A 19264-nucleotide genomic window follows, 5' to 3' on the forward strand; every position below is an offset into this window, starting at 1 on the left:
ACCGATCATGAAGAGAAAGGAGGAAAATGATGAGGCAGGAAGAATTGGTGATCCGAAAGGCAGAGCCGGAAAACGATGACTGGGAAACGTTTCTGCTGCGGCCGCTGCCGGAACGTCCCGGTTACGAGCGGGAAAACGGGCTGGCGTTTACCCGGCTTGCCGTCCGGATTTTGGGCACTCCTTATGATGAGACGGAGTATTACAATAAGCTTTTCGAGCTGTCTTCTCATGAAAACATCCATGTGTTAAGCGAGACGCTGGATAAGACCATCGCGCCTGAAACGTTTCAGGCGCTCCAGCACATCCATTCGGTCAATCAAAAAGAGAAAGGGCTTTCGGTTTCCAGATTTGTCGCGTTTCTCGATGGGGGCAGGCTGCTTGCCAAACACGCTGATCCGCTTATGCACCGCCGGCTGAGAACCGCGTTTATGACGCTTTTGGAAACCTTTGCGGACCGGCATGAAAATGGGCTGAATCATCCCGATTTCCGGCGTGTGCTCTTGGATGTGTCAAAGTTTTCGCTGAACCACCTGAATCCATGGCTCGAACAAGCCGATATAGAGCGTGAGATGCCGAAGGTGGTGTGGTATGGAGACGCTACCAAAAGCCAGCTTTATTTTCTCTATTATCTCATGCTGATCGGCTGTGACGTCCTATTGTTTCATCCGGCTGCGGAAGATCCGTTCAGCTTGATTGATCCGGATGAGGAACTCAGCTTTGTGATAAAGCTCCCCGCAACAGGCGGCCTTGAGCCATTCCCGAAAGAAAAGCCGGACAGAACGTCCACGACGGCCTACCGGTCAACGAAAGAAATTGAGCATGTGCTGAACCATGAGGAATCTATGATGTATAAGCCTTGGCAGTTCAGGGATCATACCCCGCAGTCCGTGACATTAAAAACGACGTATGATGAGTTATTTCTCATTGCGAAGGAGCGGGCGTTTATCCGGCCGCAATTTAAAGCGGACAGGGAGCGGGTGGCCGTTCCGAACCTTTTTGCGAAAGTGATGGGGGTTTCCAAAGATACGAAAGAATATTGGAATAGACTCCATACCGCCGCAGACTATCAGGAGACACACATGATCCGCAGTTTTCCGTTTACGGAAGAGCTGAAAGCCAACTACCAGTATCACTACAGTCAGGTTTTGAACGAAGAAGGAGCGATTGACGCGGACAGGCTGAAAAGAAGCAACATCTGGCAGTACAAGCATCTCCCGTCAGGCGTGCAGAACGCCATCGCCAATGTGATTTCTGACATGTGCAGAAACCCAGGGCTGAAGGCTTTGCCCGGGGAGCAGGCAAGGGATGCCGCAATCTATTTGTTCCGCCAGGCGACGAACCTGCCCGCTTCGCTGCTGCAATTGATTCAGACGTTTGATTACGCCCAAACCGTTCCGAAACTCGTTTTATATCATACGGAACAAAATGGCGAACTCACACGTTCTGACGCCGCCGCTCTGTTGTTTTTAAATAAATTCGGCGTCGATATCATCTTGTATAATCCGCCGGGGCATCAAGACATTGAGCATTATATTGAAGAAAGCCAATTTGATGTCCATTGGCTGGAGGACATGGTATTTCGGCAGGAATATAAGGAGCCGTCACTCGTAAGAAAGCTGTTTAGAACCATTACGCAAAAGCAGGGAGAGTAAATAAACATGACAGAAAATCAAAATCCGCTTGTTCTTGATAAAAATGAAGAGATTTCTGAACAAAAAGCAGATGACATCAGGGTGCAGCTGCGCCAAGACCCTGAGGTGCAGCGCATTTCACAGCAGATTGACGTGAAAAACCAAATGGAGCTGCTTGAGTACGGAAAAGAACCGGCAGTTGAAATCTCGAAGTTCTCCGACCGCATCTTAAATATGATGAAAACAACAAGTGTCACGGATTCAGGCACAATGCTGACGCAGCTCGGAAAAATCATGGACCGTTTTGACAAAAATGATTTCGATGAACCAAAAGGATTTCTCGCTAAAATGTTCAAACGCGGCAACAGCATGATTGAAAAGATTTTTCAAAAGTACCGCACCCTGGGCGGAGAAATTGAAAAAATCCACGTCGAAATTTCAAAATACAAAGATGAAATGGCAAAGACGAACCATACGCTTGAAGAGATGTATGAAAACAACATTAACTACTACATGGAGCTTGAAAAGTATGTCGTTGCCGGGCAGATGAAGCTTGAGGAAATGCAGGCGCTCATTCCTTCTTATGAAGAAAAAGCGGCCGGCGGAAACCAGCTTGCGCAAATGCAGCTTGATACGCTGCGTGACGGGCTTCAGGCGCTTGAGGAACGTGTCTATGATTTAGATATGGCGCGGATGGTGGCGCTGCAAACGGCGCCGCAGATCCGCCTCCTTCAGCGCGGAAATACGAAGCTCATCGGGAAAATCAATTCCGCTTTCGTCATTACGATTCCGATTTTCAAAAACGGCATCATTCAGGCTGTCACAGTCAAACGGCAAAAGCTTGTGGCTGATTCAATGAGCGAGCTGGACCGCCGCACGAATGAAATGCTGAAGCGAAACGCTGAAAATATCTCAAATCAAAGCGTGGAAATTGCCCGTATGGCAGGCCGTCCGAGCATTGACATTGAGACGATTGAAACGTCTTGGAATACGATTGTCAGCGGTATGCAGGAAACGAAACAGATCGAGGAAGAGAACAGACGTATCAGAGAAGACGGCGCGAAACGGATTCAACAGCTTCAGGATAATATTAAAACCGCAGTCTTAAAGAATTAACACACACCCCGCTTGCTTACGGCAAGCGGGATTTTTTTGCGAAAAAAGATAATGACAATGTGTAAAGACAGGTGTAAACTTATACGGTAATCATTTTCGATTTGAGGTGCTGCTTATGAATAAACAACCTGCCGTCACTCCGCGAAAACTTCTGGCGATTGCCGGAATGGGCTGGCTGTTTGATGCGATGGATGTCGGAATTTTATCGTTTATTATCGCCGCGCTTCACACTGATTGGAATTTAACACCCGATCAAATGAAATGGATCGGAAGCGTCAATTCCATCGGTATGGCAGCGGGCGCCTTTGTATTCGGAATGCTGGCCGACAGGATCGGCCGGAAAAAAGTGTTTATGATCACGCTGTTATTCTTTTCTGTCGGAAGCGGCATATCCGCTTTCGCAACGGGATTGACGGTTTTTCTCATATTGCGTTTTCTGATCGGAATGGGGCTTGGCGGGGAACTGCCTGTCGCCTCGACGCTCGTGTCAGAAGCGTCCCCTCCCGAAAAGCGGGGACGGATCATCGTGCTGCTTGAGAGCTTTTGGGCCGCGGGCTGGCTTCTTGCGGCGGTGATTTCCTACTTTGTCATACCGTCATTCGGCTGGCAGGCCGCGCTGCTCTTAACGGCGCTGGCCGCATTTTATGCGCTGTACTTGCGGAGAAGCCTTCCGGAATCACCGGCGCATCAGGCATTGCCGCAGAAAAAAAGCATACGCGGGCAGGCGGGAAGTGTCTGGACGAAACCGTATATCCGGCCGACGGTGCTGCTGTCTGTCGTTTGGTTCTGCGTCGTCTTTTCATATTACGGCATGTTTTTATGGCTGCCGAGCGTGATGCTGATGAAAGGCTACAGCATGATTGAGAGCTTCGAATACGTCCTTCTGATGACACTTGCCCAGCTTCCCGGATATTTCTCTGCGGCGTGGCTGATCGAAAAAGCGGGGCGGAAGACCATCTTAGTCATCTATTTGCTCGGAACGGCGGGCAGCGCTTATTTCTTCGGTGCCGCGGATTCATTGGCCATGCTGCTCACAGCGGGCATGCTGCTGTCCTTCTTCAATCTCGGCGCATGGGGCGTGCTTTACGCCTATACACCGGAGCAGTATCCTGCGGCGATTCGTGCGACCGGTTCCGGCACAACGGCGGCCGTCGGCAGAATCGGCGGCATTTTCGGTCCGCTTCTCGTCGGATCGCTTGCAGCCCGGAACGTTTCGTTTACAGTGATTTTCGCCGTCTTTTGTGCAGCCATCCTGATTGCCGTCATCACCATTCTTATTCTCGGAAAAGAAACGAAACAGACAGAGCTTGCGCAATGAGCACCCTTTTGGGGTGCTTTTTTTAGTGAGCTGTCTGTTGGCAGACCTATATTTTTCCTTAATATTCCTTATTTTCAGGAGGCGAAAACTTCTTTTTCCGGGACAATGTCGCAAAAAAATTCTTGTATTTGTAAAAAAAGGATAGGAAATCAGTTTGCAGCACATTCGATGGAAACGTTCTCAAGCCTGATAAAAGCCCGATTTCCTTTATAATTTATCCTCAATAAGGAGGATTAGAGAGTATTTAGAAGCATACCAGAGGAAAATAAGACACAGGGATGTTTTTAAAGTAATGATACAAAATAAAAGGGATTATGATGTTTGTTTGACTTATTACAAACGTGTTACGGTATTAAAGATTGCTTATAATGGAGGGAAAATATGAATTTGGATGAGAAACCAATTAAGATAAAAGTCGAAAATGTATCTAAGGTTTTCGGAAAACAGACAAAAAAAGCCATTCAGATGCTGTCCAGCGGAAAAAACAAAAAAGAGATCCTGAAAGCTACCGGATCAACCGTTGGTGTCAATCAAGCAAACTTTGATGTATATGATGGGGAGATATTTGTCATCATGGGTCTATCGGGGAGCGGTAAATCAACTTTAGTTCGGCTGTTAAACCGGCTTATTGAACCGACTGCCGGAAATATTTATATTGATGGTGACATGATAACAAATATGTCAAAAGACCAGCTCCGGGAAGTGCGCCGGAAAAAAATCAGCATGGTCTTTCAAAAATTTGCACTGTTTCCGCACAGAACGATTCTTGAAAATACGGAATACGGTTTGGAGCTCCAAGGCGTCGACAAAAAAGAGCGTGAGCAAAAAGCGCTTGATTCGCTTAAACTTGTCGGTCTTGAAGGCTTTGAACACCAATTCCCTGATCAGCTCAGCGGAGGAATGCAGCAGCGTGTCGGACTTGCGCGCGCATTGACGAATGATCCTGACATTCTTCTGATGGATGAAGCTTTCAGTGCGCTTGATCCGCTGATCCGCAAAGACATGCAGGATGAGCTTTTAGACCTTCATGACTCTGTCGGCAAGACGATCATCTTTATCACGCATGATCTTGATGAAGCATTGCGCATCGGCGACAGAATCGTGCTGATGAAAGATGGTAACATCGTTCAGATCGGGACGCCTGAAGAAATTCTGATGAGCCCGTCCAATGAATACGTTGAGAAATTCGTTGAGGACGTTGATTTATCCAAAGTTCTGACAGCGGGTCACATCATGAAGCGCGCTGAAACCGTGCGGATTGACAAAGGGCCTCGTGTAGCGCTGCAGCTCATGAAGAATCTCGGTATTTCTTCTATTTACGCCGTTGATAAACAGAAACAGCTTCTCGGCGTCATTCACGCGGCGGATGCGAAAAAAGCGGTGGAATCCGACTTATCGCTTCAGGATATTTTAAATACTGAATTTACGACTGTGCATGAAAGCACATACTTGACGGAAATTTTCGATGTCGTGTCTGATGCGAATATTCCGATCGCCGTCACGGATGATAAGGACCGCATGAAAGGCATTGTCGTAAAAGGCGCATTAATCGGCGCGCTTTCAGGAAATAACGATTATATAAATGTTGAAGATTCTGCTGAACAAGCTCAGGATTCTTCTGTTCAGGGGGTGAAGTAAATGGACAGATTGCCTAGAATTCCGTTAGCAGATATCGTTGACCGGTTTGTTGACTGGCTTACCATGACGTTCGGGGGTTTCTTTGACGGAATCTCAAACGGTTTGGCCGCTTTCGTAAACGCGATTGTGAGCGGTTTGGGTTTCATCCCGTCTATTTTATTGACTGTTATTTTTGCAGCTCTCGCTTGGTGGATCAGTACGAGAGGAATTGCACTCTTTACGTTAATCGGATTCCTTGTTATTGATTATTTGGGCTATTGGTCGCCGATGCTGCAAACGTTGGCGCTTGTCGTCACATCTGTTTTGATTTCCATTATTATCGGGGTTCCGATCGGCATATGGGCGTCTCAGAAAGAAACGGTCCGCCGCATTGTTACACCGATTCTGGATTTAATGCAGACCATGCCGGCTTTCGTATATCTGCTGCCTGCAATTTTCTTCTTTAATATCGGGGTTGTGCCAGGCGTCGTGGCATCTGTTATTTTCGCGATGCCTCCGACGATCCGCATGACGGTTCTCGGTATTAAACAAGTTCCGGCTGATTTGATCGAAGCGACGGAAGCATTCGGTTCAACGACGTCTCAGCGTCTGTTCAAGGTGCAGCTTCCGCTTGCCACAAAAACAATTCTTGCCGGTATTAACCAAAGCATCATGCTTGCTTTGTCAATGGTCGTTATCGCGGCCATGGTCGGTGCGCCGGGTCTCGGTTCTGAAGTATACAGCGCCGTGACACAGTTGAAAACCGGTGTCGGAGTGGAAGCGGGTATCGCGATCGTTATCGTAGCGATTACACTCGACCGTATCACGCAAAACATTAAAGTGAAGAAGAAGAGCAGGGGGAATGCCTGATGCTTAAGAAAATCATCGGTGTCGGCGTTACCGCTGCGCTGGCTCTTTCTTTGGCTGCCTGCGGTTCGCAGACTGATGGTAAGGCAACGGCTGCGGACCAGGTGAACAAAACCATTATCGGTATTGATCCGGGATCGGGGATCATGGCCCTGACGGATGAGGCCGTGAAGGATTACGGATTGAAAGACTGGAATGTCGTCACGGCGTCAAGTGCCGCCATGACGGCGACATTGAAGAAATCATATGACCGGAAAAAGCCGATCATCGTAACGGGCTGGACGCCGCACTGGATGTTCTCCAGATACAAGCTGAAGTTCCTTGATGATCCGAAAAAAACGTACGGAACTGCCGAGCAGATTCATACAATTACAAGAACCGGCTTCAGTAAGGAACAGCCTAACGCGGCCAAAGTTCTCAGCCAGTTCAAATGGACGCAGGACGATATGGGAGAAGTCATGATTGCCGTTGAAGAAGGCGAAAAGCCGGCCAAAGCCGCTGCTGAATATGTGAAAAAACACAAAGACCAAGTGGCTCAATGGACAAAAGGCGCCCATAAAGTTAAAGGGGATAAAATTAACCTGGCTTATGTGGCATGGGACAGTGAAATCGCAAGTACGAATGTAATCGGAAAAGTATTTCAAGACCTCGGCTATGACGTGAAGCTGACGCAAGTGGAGGCAGGACCGATGTGGACTGCGATTGCGACAGGCAGCGCGGATGCGTCATTGTCTGCTTGGCTTCCGAATACCCATAAGGCATATGCGTCTAAATATAAAGGCAAATATGAAGATGTAGGAACGAGTCTGACAGGCGTCAAGATGGGTCTGGTCGTTCCTCAGTATATGAAAAACGTCAATTCAATTGAAGATTTGAAGAAATAACGAAGAAAAGCAGCCCTGTAACGGGCTGCTTTTTTTATGCTTCAAACGATTTGAGGACGGCAGCCGTTAATATCTCAACGCCTGTAAAGATGGCGCTTCGGTCAAATGTCATTTGGGGATGGTGAAGCCCCGGCTGCAGACCGCATCCTAGGCCGAGCATCGTCGTTTTTAAGTTCGGCACCTTTAACCCGTAAAAGTGAAAATCCTCTCCTCCGGTTGTCACAAGAGGTTCATCCACATGTTCTTCTCCGAGAATGCCGCTTATCGCAGATGCCATGATGGCTTCCGCCTCCTTGTTTCGCTCGGCTGCCGGGAGGCTGTGTTCTTTTTGCAGTTCGATTTTTGCGCCGAATGCGGCAGCCGCCGCCTCACAGGCTCTTTCGGTTTCGGCGGTTAATTTCTCCATGGCGGCATTGGTTTGTGCGCGGAGATCAAGGCTGAACGATGCTTTTCCCGGAATGATATTGGAACTCTCACCGCCTGCCTGAAGCTTTGTCATCTTCACGGAATGCGGGATGCCGGGATCAAGATGAATGAAGCTGAGTTTTTGGACGAGAAGGGCGGCGATTTCGATACTGTTAAGGCCGAGATGCGGTCTCGCGCCGTGGGCTTCTTCTCCGATAATCAGGCCTTCTATATGCTGGCTTGAGCCATGCAGAATGGACGGTGCGCATCGGCCGTTTGCCGTTTCCTGTACGGGGCGCACGTGCACGCCGTATAAGAAATTAACATCATCAAGTACGCCTTTTTCAATCATTTTCAGCGCTCCGCCTCCTTTTTCTTCAGCCGGCTGAAAAATAAAGCGGATGGTGCCCTTCGGAAGTTTCGGCTGACTCTTTAAAAGCATCATCGTGCCGAGCGCCATCGTCATATGTGAATCATGTCCGCATGAATGGTTCGCCTGAAAGACACCGTCCACTTCCTGCCACAGCGCGTCAATATCCGCCCGGACAGCCACAACGGGCGAGCCTTCTCCGATTTCGCCGACAACACCGGTACAATCATCAAACGTGCGGGTTCGGCAGCCGGCCTCTTTCAGTTTTTCAGTCAGATATTCAGTTGTTTGATATTCTTTCCAGCTTACTTCGGGATTGGCGTGCAGGTGGTCAAAAATATCCATAATGACTTGCTTTTCATGCGCTGTGAGTCTGTTCATGCCGTAAGTCCTCCTTCAAAAGCTGTCTGTTTTTTATTTTTGATATTGAAAACAGGCAATCGGTCTGTATATAATATAGCACATATCTGTATTTTCTGAATAGTTTATAAATTTAAAGCGGGATGGTGATGTTATGGCTGTGCCGAAGGCCGAACCTGTATTGAAAAAGAAGAAATTGTTTGTGATGCCTGATGCTTATGTGCTGCTGTTCATTGTCGCTTTACTATGCGCGATAGCGTCGTACATCGTTCCCGCGGGGGAATTTGACAGGGTGACAAAGGGCAGTGTGACGTCCGCCGTCCCGGGAAGCTATCATTCTTTAGACCGGTCTCCTGTCAGCCCGATCGCTTTTTTTACCGCGATTCAGGAAGGGATGACAAGTTCCGCGCCGATTATTTTTTTAATCCTGTTTACGGGCGGCACCATTGCGATTTTGGAGAAAACGGGCGCCATCAATGGATTGATCAGTAATGTCATCAGTACGTTCCGCACAAAACAGCTGCTGTTTATTGCGATTGTCGGATCTCTATTTTCGATCCTCGGCACAACCGGCATCGTCGTTAATTCCGTGATCGGTTTTATTCCGATCGGCCTGATCGTCGCCCGCTCGCTGAAATGGGACGCCGTGGCCGGAGCGGCCGTCATTTATATCGGCTGCTATGCCGGGTTTAACGCGACGATTTTATCACCTTCACCGCTCGGGTTATCACAAAGCATCGCGGAGCTGCCGCTGTTTTCCGGTATCGGCCTGCGGATTGCCGTCTACATTTGTTTTCTGTTATCATCTATTTTATATATTTATCGGTATACGAGAAAACTCAGAAAAGCAAAGGACGCCAGTCTGCTGGGGAACGATTGGTTTCCGGCGGCAGGTTCATTCCCGCAGGTTTCTGAGCCGGAGGACAAGCATGTCCCGTTTACCGTCCGCCATAAATTGATTCTGGCTGTTGCGGCTTTGTCGCTTGCCGGCTTTTTATACGGCGCGCTTACTCTTGGCTGGTCTGATTCTGAGATGGCCGCCGTGTTCATTTTTATCTCAATCGTGTCCGGCCTGATTGCGGGAATGGCGGCAAATGATATCGCAAAAACGTTTATTACAGGCTGTCAGGGGCTCGTTTACGGTGCGCTGATCGTCGGAATGGCGAGAAGCATTTCCGTTATCCTGGAACATGGAAAGCTGCTTGATACGGTAGTCAATGGACTTGCGTCACTGCTGCACGGTTTCAGCCCGATGGCAGGCGCAATCGGAATGTATATTTCCAGCGCCCTGCTTCATTTTCTGATTTCGTCGGGCTCAGGGGAGGCGGTCGTATTTATTCCGATCTTGGCGCCGCTTGCCGATCTGATGGGCATCACGAGACAGGTCGCGGTTGAAGCGGTCATGCTCGGAGAAGGCGTCGTAAACTGTGTCAATCCGACTTCCGGTGTGCTGATGGCCGTACTGGCTGCCAGCGGCATTCCGTACGTAAAGTGGCTTCGCTTCATGATTCCGCTGGCGCTGATTTGGTTTGTCATCGGTCTCGTGTTTATCTGCATAGGCGTCCTGATCAATTGGGGTCCTTATTAACATTTTTGTCAATGATATTTCGGTTTATCATTATGAATCGGCAAGATATAATGGGAGTTGTAAGCCATTCTTAATAGTACGGGAGGAAGTCATGAATCAGCGTCGGAACGGACTTTCAAACGTGAATGGAAAGAGTGAGAGTGTGAAAGAGAAAGAACGAATGATTTGGTCAGAAGTCGGAATGCTTGTGGGCACACTGTCTTTGCTTGACATCATCGTACGCGGACTTGTTCTGAACTGTCCGTTTAGGGAATGGGCCGGAAGCTTGGCGGTTTTCTTCATTATAATTGTTTATTATTGCATCAGGGCGGGGGCGTCGGGAATGCTCATGCCGAGAATAGACACCAAAGAAGAACTGCAAAAGCGGGTGAAGCAGCAGCGGATAGATTCAATTGCGGTCACTTTTGCGGTAGCGGCGATTACGATGTACGACAGGGGGTTTCCCCATACATTCTTTGCTTGGCTGAAAATGATCTTTCTTTTTATCGTCTGCGGAGGCATTCTGTTTCTGCTTCGGTATGTCATTGTGAAGCTGTCTTACAGAAGAGCGATAAAAGAAATAAAAAAGAAATCATCTTGACAGGTGGTTTCTTTTTTTGTTTGAAAGCGGGAAGTCTTTTTAATTGATAGGAATATAGATTTGAATTCACTCTGTCACGTTGCTTTGATAGAGAGTGTGTGATAAGTTGAAATGTAAGCGTTAACAGAATTCTCCAGTCTTCACAACAGTTGAAAGGAGCTGAAGAAAGAGTAAGAGGAATTTTTGACTCCGCAGTCAGTCTTCAAAAATCAAATAAGGAGTGTCAAAAATGTTTGAAAAACGATTCAAAACCTCTTTACTGCCGTTATTCGCCGGATTTTTATTGCTGTTTTATTTGGTTTTGTCAGGCCCGGCGGCTGCAAACGCTGAAACTGCAAACAAATCGAATAAGGTGACCGCGTCATCGGTCAAAAACGGGACCATCCTTCATGCATGGAATTGGTCGTTCAATACGTTAACACAAAATATGAAAGATATTCGTGATGCGGGCTATGCAGCCATTCAGACGTCTCCGATTAACCAAGTAAAGGAAGGGAACCAAGGAGATAAAAGCATGAGGAACTGGTACTGGCTGTATCAGCCGACATCGTACCAAATCGGCAACCGTTACTTAGGCACTGAACAAGAATTTAAGGACATGTGTGCAGCCGCGGAAAAATATGGCGTAAAAGTCATTGTCGATGCGGTTATCAATCATACTACCAGCGATTATGGCGCGATTTCTGACGAGATTAAGCGTATTCCAAACTGGACCCATGGAAACACACAAATTAAAAATTGGTCGGATCGATGGGACGTCACTCAAAATTCATTGCTTGGGCTGTATGATTGGAATACACAGAATACTGAGGTGCAGGCATATCTGAAACGTTTCTTGGAAAGAGCATTGAATGACGGAGCAGACGGGTTCCGCTATGATGCCGCCAAGCATATAGAGCTTCCGGATGATGGGAATTACGGCAGCCAATTTTGGCCGAATATCGCAAATACATCAGCGGAGTTCCAATACGGAGAAATCCTGCAAGACAGCGCGTCCAGAGATACAGCTTATGCGAATTATATGAATGTGACGGCTTCTAACTACGGGCATTCCATCAGATCCGCTTTAAAGAACCGTAATCTGAGTGTGTCGAATATCTCCCATTATGCATCTGACGTGTCTGCGGACAAGTTAGTCACATGGGTGGAATCACATGATACGTATGCCAATGATGATGAAGAGTCCACATGGATGAGTGAGGACGATATTCGTTTAGGCTGGGCAGTGATTGGTTCCCGCTCAGGAAGCACGCCTCTTTTCTTTTCCAGACCTGAGGGCGGAGGAAATGGTGTAAGATTTCCCGGAAAAAGTCAAATAGGAGATCGCGGGAGCGCCTTATTTAAAGATCAGGCGATCACTGCGGTCAATCAATTTCACAATGTAATGGCCGGGCAGCCCGAGGAACTCTCGAATCCGAATGGGAACAACCAAATCTTTATGAATCAGCGCGGCTCAAAAGGCGTTGTGCTGGCAAATGCAGGATCGTCTTCTGTCACCATCAATACTTCAGCGAAATTACCTGACGGCAGGTATGATAATAGGGCCGGCGCCGGTTCATTTCAAGTAGCGAACGGCAAACTGACAGGTACGATCAATGCCAGATCCGCGGCTGTTCTTTATCCTGACAACATTGGAAATGCGCCTCATGTCTTTCTTGAGAATTACCAAACGGGGGCAGTCCATTCTTTCAATGATCAGCTGACGGTCACCCTGCGTGCAAATGCGAAAACAACAAAAGCCGTTTACCAAATCAATAATGGGCAGCAGACAGCATTTAAGGATGGAGACCGACTAACGATCGGGAAAGGAGATCCAATCGGCACGACATACAACATCAAATTAACCGGAACGAACGGCGAGGGTGCAGCGAGAACCCAAGAATACACGTTTGTCAAAAAAGACCCGTCCCAAACCAACATCATTGGCTATCAAAATCCGGACCAGTGGGGCCAGGTAAATGCTTATATCTATAAACATGATGGAGGCAGGGCCATAGAATTAACCGGATCGTGGCCGGGGAAAGCCATGACTAAGAATGCAGATGGAATGTACACGCTGACGCTGCCTGAGAATGCGGATACGGCCAACGCCAAAGTGATTTTTAACAATGGCAGCGCCCAAGTGCCCGGACAGAACCAGCCCGGCTTTGATTATGTGCAGAATGGTTTGTATAACAACTCCGGTTTAAACGGTTATCTTCCGCATTAATGGATAGGGCCATCATCACATCAGCGTGCCGGCAAACCCCCGCTTCTGGGAAAGGGACAGCGCGTCTTCAATCACGCTGAAAATATGACAGCATCCTAAAACGGTTCCGTTTTAGGATGTTGTCAACAATCCGGAAACCATCACCGATATTTTTTTGTCCAAAAATCAAACTTTTCTCTTGCAAAAGTTTGTGAAGTATTGCACAATATAAATGTGAAATACTTCACAAGATAAAAACAGACACCACGAAACACTGGAGGATGAGCATATATGATGAACGAACGAGTGAACAAAGTAGCATTAATCGGAGCAGGTTTTGTTGGAAGCAGTTATGCATTTGCGTTAATTAACCAAGGGATCACAGATGAGCTTGTGATCATTGATGTAAATAGAGAAAAAGCCATGGGAGATGTCATGGATTTAAATCACGGAAAGGCATTTGCGCCTCATCCGGTCAAAACGTCTTACGGCACATATGAGGATTGCAAGGATGCCGATATCGTGTGCATCTGTGCAGGGGCCAATCAAAAACCGGGCGAAACGAGACTTGAGCTGGTCGAAAAAAATCTCGCCATTTTTAAAAGCATTGTCGGTGAAGTAATGGCAAGCGGATTTGACGGCATCTTCCTCGTTGCCACAAACCCGGTCGACATTCTCACTTATGCGACATGGACATTCAGCGGGCTGCCGAAAGAACGCGTTATCGGCAGCGGCACGACACTGGATTCTGCGCGATTCCGTTATATGCTGAGTGAATACTTCGGAGCCGCTCCGCAAAACGTACACGCCCACATTATCGGCGAGCACGGCGATACCGAGCTTCCTGTATGGAGTCACGCCAATATCGGCGGAGTGCCGGTGCAGCAATTGCTGGAGAAAAATACAGCTTACAAGCAGGACGAGCTGGATCAGATTGTTGACGATGTGAAAAACGCGGCCTACCATATTATCGAGAAAAAAGGCGCGACATATTACGGAGTGGCGATGAGCCTCGCCCGTATCACAAAAGCGATTTTGCGTAATGAAAACAGCATTTTAACCGTCAGCACATATCTGGACGGCCAATACGGTGTAAACGACGTCTTTATCGGCGTTCCGGCCGTCGTCAATCGGAACGGCATTGCAGGTGTGACGGAACTTGAGCTGAATGAAACAGAACAGGCTCAATTCAGCCGCAGCGCAAACGTGCTGAAAGATATTCTCGCTCCGCATTTCGCAGAGTAAACAAAAAAGCAGTACATGACAAACGCCATGTACTGCTTTTTTTAATTCGCTTTTTTCGCCATTTCCTGAGAGGTTTTTACTCTCGCTTTTCCCATAAACAAAATGGTAACGGCCGCAATGACGATCGGCGCCAGCGCAAGCGTAAATACATATGTGATGCTTTGCGACATGGCGTCAATAATGCGATCCAGAATGTGCGGCGGAATATGAGCGCGCGTGCCGGCCTGGAAAATCTCCTGCGGATTTCCGATGTTCTGCATCGCGCCGCCCGCTCCTTTCATGCCGCTGAATGAATCTGTGAGCTTGTTAGTAAACACATTCGTCTGGATGGTTCCGAAAATCGTCACACCGAGCGTCATACCGAATGATCTCAAAAACGAGTTTGTTGAGTTGGCGCTTCCGCGGTAACGCGGCTCCAGATCGTTCATGGACGCAGCCGGCAGCAGTGAGAAGTTGAAGCCGACGCCGAATCCGGAGATCAGCATGAATACCGTCAGCATCGTACGCGCCGTATCCGGTGTCATATTGGAAAGCAGCAGCATTCCGATAAAGAAAGCGACCACGGAAATCAGCATTAAATTGCGGAACCGCACTTTTGTCTGGAAAATTCCGCCGATCATACTTCCGATAACAGAACCGATCATCATCGGCGTCAAAATAAAGCCCGCGCTTGTCGCGGTGCTTCCGTACACAGCCTGAACGAAGATCGGGATAAACACCGCTAAAATGACGAACGTGGCTCCGTAAAGGAACGCTAGAATCTGTGCCGTAGCAAATAAACGGTTTTTAAACATCCAAAATGAGATAATCGGTTCTTCCGCTTTTCTTTCCACAATAAAAAAGGCGATAAAGAACACGGCGAACACAGCGAACAGACCGATGATCTGCACGGAGTTCCAATCATATGTTTTTCCGCCGAGCTCAAGAGCGAACATCAGACCGACAATGGAAACCACCAGCGTGATTGCGCCGGCCCAGTCGATTTTCTGCTTCTTGTGTTCAAGGGATTCTTTATAATAACGAAGAATGAAAAACAATGATAAAATACCGATCGGCACGTTGATGTAAAACACCCAGTGCCAGCTGATGGAGTCGGTAATGAGCGCGCCTAAAAGCGGCCCGAGAACGCTGGACAGGCCGAAAACGGCACCGAACATGCCCGACATTTTTCCGCGTTTTTCCGGCGGAAATAAATCAAAAATGATCGTGAAGGCGATCGGCATCAGCGCGCCTCCGCCGATTCCCTGAATGACGCGGTAAATAATGAGCTGATCCATTGTTTGGGCGATTCCGCATAATGCAGATCCGATTAAGAAAAGAATAAGACCGAATAAAAAGAAACGCTTGCGTCCGTACATATCGGACAGTTTTCCGTAAATCGGCATACCGGCCATAACGGCTACCATGTATGATGCCGTCACCCACGCGAACTTATCGAAACTTCCGAGGTCCGCCACGATATTTCCCATCGCAGTGGCAACGATTGTATTATCCATAGCCGACATTAAAATGCCCAGTAAAAGACCGATGACGACAAACTTCGTCGAGGCGTCCTTAGCGGCTGTTTGTTCCATGCTTTTTCCTCCCATACTTACTTTTGATCATTAAATTTGCTATGATCATATTAGATTTGCCGAAAATTATCTTGATCGTCAAGATAAATTGATTTTATAGGGAGGCCTGTCAGTTGTCAACAAGAAATACCAGGAGCGAGACGGAGGAAACCGCGATACAGTTATTCCGGAAGATGGCCACAAGGACGATCCTTTTTCATCAGGCGGCCGCTCAATCTCTCGGTCTGTTTCCGACCGATTTAAAATCAGCTGATATCTTAAATGAAGCAGGCCCGATGACCGCAGGCGAGCTTGGGAAAAAAACCGGCCTCAGCACAGGTTCGGTAACGGCGCTCATTGACCGGCTCGAAAAAGCGGGATATGTCATGAGGAAAAAAGACCCCGAAGACAAACGTCGGGTGATTATCGTGCCGCTGACAGCCGGAAAGGCGAATGTGAAGCAATTGTTCAGCTCCTTATCCCAGTCCACGATCAGCCTTTGCCGACAATATAAAGAAGAAGAACTGCGGCTGATATTCGATTTTTTAGGAAAAGCGACGGACATGATGGAAGACGAGCTTGAGAAATTAAAATAATATATCATAGCACGGCCCATTCATGAATAACTTGTACAAGTTGCATGAATGAGGGGGAAGCCAATGAACATCTTTTTAAGCTACATCGTTCTCGGGCTGTCATTGTCAGCACCTGTCGGACCGGTCAATGCGGCGCAAATTGACAAAGGCATCAAAAACGGCTTTTGGCATGCATGGATTTTCGGTCTTGGCGCCATGGCCGCGGACGGGCTGTATATGATTCTGATCTATTTCGGGCTGTCTCAATTTTTGACGGCGCCTTTCGTTAAAACGTTTTTGTGGCTCTTCGGTTTTTTTGTGCTGACCTATACGGGAGTCGAAACGTTAAAAAATATAAGGGAAGCCATGAATGTCAGAAGCGGAAAAGGAAAACCGGCTTTTTACAAAACATTCGGCGCGGGATTTTTTATTTCTCTTTCCAATCCGCTGAGTATTTTATTCTGGCTCGGCATATACGGGAGCATTCTCGCTAAAACCGCTGAATCCTTCGATGCAAATCAGCTTTTGATTTACAGCTCCGGCATTCTTCTCGGCATTTTGATCTGGGATTTCTGCATGGCGGTCGCCGCGAGCACTTTCAGAAATCTCCTTCATGAAAAAGCGCTCCGCTGGCTGACGGGAGCGGCGGGTGTGTCTTTGATCGTTTTCGGGTTTTATTTCGGATGGCAGGGGATTCAAATGCTCATCTCATAAATAGAAGAGTCACCCATCGCCTATCTCCATCATAACGTATCATGACGATACTGGAGGTGGGCCGATGGCAAGCGGGCTGTACACAAAAAGTTGCCTTGAGGAAAAGTTATTGGATCTGCCAAATTGGCAGAGAGTCGCTTTTGAGCTTCTATCAGAAAAAGTAGGCGATAAAGCGGACGCGTTTCCGTGCATTCCGGGACGTCAGGGATTTTTGACAGATCAGCTCCGGATATCCTTTGCGGGTGACCCCCGCGAAGAGGGAACCCCGGAGGAAGTGGGGATGCTGCTGTCCGAGTACGGAAAGATCTCAAGGGATACCGGAAGATACGCGTCGCTGCTTGTGATTTTTGATACGCCTGAGGATTTAGCTGAGCATTATTCCGTTGAGGCGTATGAAGAGCTGTTCTGGTCTTTTTTAAACCGGCTGAGCGGCTGCGACCCGAATGACTGGCCGGAAGACATGCCGGAAGACCCTGAACATTATAAATGGGAGTTCTGCTTTGACGGCGAGCCGTATTTTATTCTGTGCGCGACGCCTGCGCATGAAGCGAGACAAAGCAGAAGCTTCCCGTTTTTTATGCTGGCGTTTCAGCCGAGATGGGTTTTCGAAGGATTAAATGATTCAACCGCGTTCGGACGAAACATGAGCCGGCTGATCAGAAAACGCTTAGAGGCGTATGATGAAGCCCCTCTTCATCCCCGATTGGGGTGGTACGGAGGAAAAGACAATTTAGAATGGAAGCAATATTTCCTCCGTGATGATGAGACGCAAGTGTCAAAGTGTCCCTTTTCTTATTTGAAGAGACTGTTTAAACCGACGAAATAAGCTATGATCCGGCAGGGCTGTGCCCCTGCTTTTTTTGTACGATCCATGTCACGATCGCAATGACGGCGAGAAAACAAAGGCTGACCAGAAAACCGGGCCGGCTCGATTTCTCAAGCAGCGTCCCGGAGACGGCCGCGACAATCAGCACAAGGGCGATAACAATCTGTACGGTTCCCATCTTTGTCGTTTCAAGCAGTTTCTTGCCCGAGAACAAAATGAACAGCCACGTATAAAGAAGCATCAGGCCCGCCGCGGTTGTCATGTGTTCATATATATTTTTCGGCAGCACCAATGACAGGATGATGGAGACGATGAGTCCGGCAAACGTCAATCCGAGCGCAGGCCAGCAGATTTTTTTGTTTTCCTTTAATCTGAAGCATTTCGGCGCATCTCCGTCATCTGCCATCGTACAAAGCAATGTCGTCACGGCAAACAGCGAGGCGACGAGCGTGGAAAATCCCGCAATAATAAAAATCCCGTTAAAAATATCAAGAATGATATCTAAATGAAAACCCTTCAGCGATGTAATAAACGGGCTGTCCTGTTCGGTGAATTTGCCCAGCGGCACTAACAGCAGCGCCAGGCCGAGAGAAATGACGTAAATCACCGCAAGAACGGCAAGCATCAGCCGGCCTGATTTTGAGGCTTCCTCCGGTTTTTTCAAGTGTACGGTCATCAGCCCCAAGACTTCAATTCCTCCGAAGGCGTAAAACGCATAAATCAGTCCCGTCCATAACCCCATCGCTCCGTGCGGGAACAAATCCTTTGATTCGTTCGGCACCTGCACATCCGGTTTATGAGAAAATATACCGCACAGCGCCAATATGGCGATCACGATAAACATAAAAATCGCCGCCGTCTTGACAACAGCGAGCACATTTTCCGTTTTTTGAAAAACGGACAGCCCCGTAAATATAATCAAAAGACCGAGCACCGCATAGATGGAGGCGAAAATCCACAGCGGCACATTCGGAAACCAATGCTTTGTAAACAGCGAGATCGCTGTCAGCTGGCTTCCAGTGATCAGCATCTCGGACGACCAGTACACCCATCCGTTGCTGAAACCGGCCCAAGTGCCGAAAGCCTTTCTCGCATAAGCGCAAAAAGACCCCTTTTCGGGCTGTTTGGCCGAAAGCTTCGCGAGCTGCTCAAAGACAAAATAGGTGCCAAGCCCGGCAATAAGAAATGAGATCAGCGCGGAATATCCGCTTTTGACAATAGCGATGCTGGACCCGAGAAAAAAGCCCGTCCCGATTGTGCAGCCGACGCCGATTAAGGAGAGCTGCCACCAAGCGAGATTCCCTTTAGGCTGGTCCTGTGATTTACCCATGAAGTTCAACCCCTTTATCAAAGCTTAGATTGCAGCCGTCAGAAGGGGAATATACATCCAATAAATTGCTTTACATGAAACAAACGGCCGGAGTTCA

16 protein-coding genes are annotated in these 19264 nt (G+C 48.0%); 13 read left to right on the forward strand and 3 right to left on the reverse strand.

Translation table 11 applies throughout. The features are described 5' to 3' along the window. Positions 1-29 precede the first annotated feature (29 nt). The 6 genes from BR62_RS0107060 to BR62_RS0107085 all read left to right on the forward strand — a co-directional run bounded on the left by BR62_RS0107060 (position 30) and on the right by BR62_RS0107085 (position 7433). The gene (locus tag BR62_RS0107060; RefSeq protein WP_025284191.1) at positions 30-1652 is read left to right on the forward strand and encodes a YceG family protein; all 1623 of its coding nucleotides are present in this window, start codon (positions 30-32) and stop codon (positions 1650-1652) included. A gap of 6 nt (positions 1653-1658) precedes the next feature. After that, entirely contained in the window at positions 1659-2747 is a 1089-nt protein-coding gene (locus BR62_RS0107065; protein ID WP_007409049.1) for a toxic anion resistance protein, read from the forward strand. A 115-nt stretch (positions 2748-2862) separates the two neighbouring features. Continuing rightward, entirely contained in the window at positions 2863-4065 is a 1203-nt protein-coding gene (locus BR62_RS0107070; protein ID WP_007409050.1) for an MFS transporter, read from the forward strand. Between the two features lie 381 nt (positions 4066-4446). Then, complete coding sequence (opuAA, locus tag BR62_RS0107075) at positions 4447-5703, forward strand: glycine/proline betaine ABC transporter ATP-binding protein OpuAA (RefSeq protein ID WP_003156640.1); 1257 nt, start codon at positions 4447-4449, stop codon at positions 5701-5703. Beyond that, the gene (gene opuAB / locus BR62_RS0107080; RefSeq protein WP_003156639.1) at positions 5704-6552 is read left to right on the forward strand and encodes a glycine/proline betaine ABC transporter permease subunit OpuAB; all 849 of its coding nucleotides are present in this window, start codon (positions 5704-5706) and stop codon (positions 6550-6552) included. Next, positions 6552-7433, forward strand: coding sequence for a glycine betaine ABC transporter substrate-binding protein (locus BR62_RS0107085; RefSeq protein WP_007409051.1), 882 nt, complete (start codon positions 6552-6554; stop codon positions 7431-7433). Before opuAB ends, BR62_RS0107085 begins: the two co-directional genes overlap by 1 nt. Before the next feature lie 34 nt (positions 7434-7467). On the opposite strand, the gene BR62_RS0107090 is transcribed toward BR62_RS0107085, so the two are convergent. Then, positions 7468-8589, reverse strand: coding sequence for a M20 peptidase aminoacylase family protein (locus BR62_RS0107090; RefSeq protein WP_007409052.1), 1122 nt, complete (start codon positions 8587-8589; stop codon positions 7468-7470). Between the two features lie 133 nt (positions 8590-8722). Here BR62_RS0107090 and BR62_RS0107095 point away from each other — a divergent pair, with 133 nt between their 5' ends. From BR62_RS0107095 to BR62_RS0107110, 4 genes are all read left to right on the forward strand, one after another. Continuing rightward, positions 8723-10156, forward strand: coding sequence for a YfcC family protein (locus BR62_RS0107095; protein ID WP_007409053.1), 1434 nt, complete (start codon positions 8723-8725; stop codon positions 10154-10156). A gap of 91 nt (positions 10157-10247) precedes the next feature. Beyond that, positions 10248-10736 (forward strand): DUF6773 family protein, encoded by a 489-nt coding sequence (locus tag BR62_RS0107100; RefSeq protein ID WP_007409054.1) that lies wholly within the window; start codon positions 10248-10250, stop codon positions 10734-10736. Between the two features lie 229 nt (positions 10737-10965). After that, positions 10966-12945, forward strand: coding sequence for an alpha-amylase (gene amyE, locus BR62_RS0107105; protein ID WP_032870250.1), 1980 nt, complete (start codon positions 10966-10968; stop codon positions 12943-12945). Positions 12946-13215: 270 nt separating this feature from the next. After that, positions 13216-14169 (forward strand): L-lactate dehydrogenase, encoded by a 954-nt coding sequence (locus BR62_RS0107110; protein WP_020955286.1) that lies wholly within the window; start codon positions 13216-13218, stop codon positions 14167-14169. Between the two features lie 41 nt (positions 14170-14210). On the opposite strand, the gene BR62_RS0107115 is transcribed toward BR62_RS0107110, so the two are convergent. Next, positions 14211-15743 (reverse strand): MDR family MFS transporter, encoded by a 1533-nt coding sequence (locus BR62_RS0107115; RefSeq protein WP_003156627.1) that lies wholly within the window; start codon positions 15741-15743, stop codon positions 14211-14213. A gap of 113 nt (positions 15744-15856) precedes the next feature. On the opposite strand from BR62_RS0107115, the gene BR62_RS0107120 reads away from it, so the two are divergent. From BR62_RS0107120 to BR62_RS0107130, 3 genes are all read left to right on the forward strand, one after another. Then, positions 15857-16318 (forward strand): MarR family transcriptional regulator, encoded by a 462-nt coding sequence (locus BR62_RS0107120; protein ID WP_003156626.1) that lies wholly within the window; start codon positions 15857-15859, stop codon positions 16316-16318. A 63-nt stretch (positions 16319-16381) separates the two neighbouring features. Further along, positions 16382-17011 (forward strand): LysE family translocator, encoded by a 630-nt coding sequence (locus BR62_RS0107125; protein WP_007409057.1) that lies wholly within the window; start codon positions 16382-16384, stop codon positions 17009-17011. A gap of 64 nt (positions 17012-17075) precedes the next feature. Beyond that, positions 17076-17837, forward strand: coding sequence for a YqcI/YcgG family protein (locus BR62_RS0107130; RefSeq protein ID WP_032870252.1), 762 nt, complete (start codon positions 17076-17078; stop codon positions 17835-17837). Position 17838: 1 nt separating this feature from the next. Here BR62_RS0107130 and BR62_RS0107135 read toward each other — a convergent pair whose 3' ends face one another. Further along, the gene (locus BR62_RS0107135) at positions 17839-19167 is read right to left on the reverse strand and encodes an amino acid permease (protein ID WP_032870255.1); all 1329 of its coding nucleotides are present in this window, start codon (positions 19165-19167) and stop codon (positions 17839-17841) included. Positions 19168-19264 lie beyond the last annotated feature (97 nt).

Source organism: Bacillus sp. UNC69MF (genome assembly GCF_000746035.1).
In the GTDB taxonomy this organism is placed as follows: Bacteria; Bacillota; Bacilli; order Bacillales; family Bacillaceae; genus Bacillus; species Bacillus velezensis.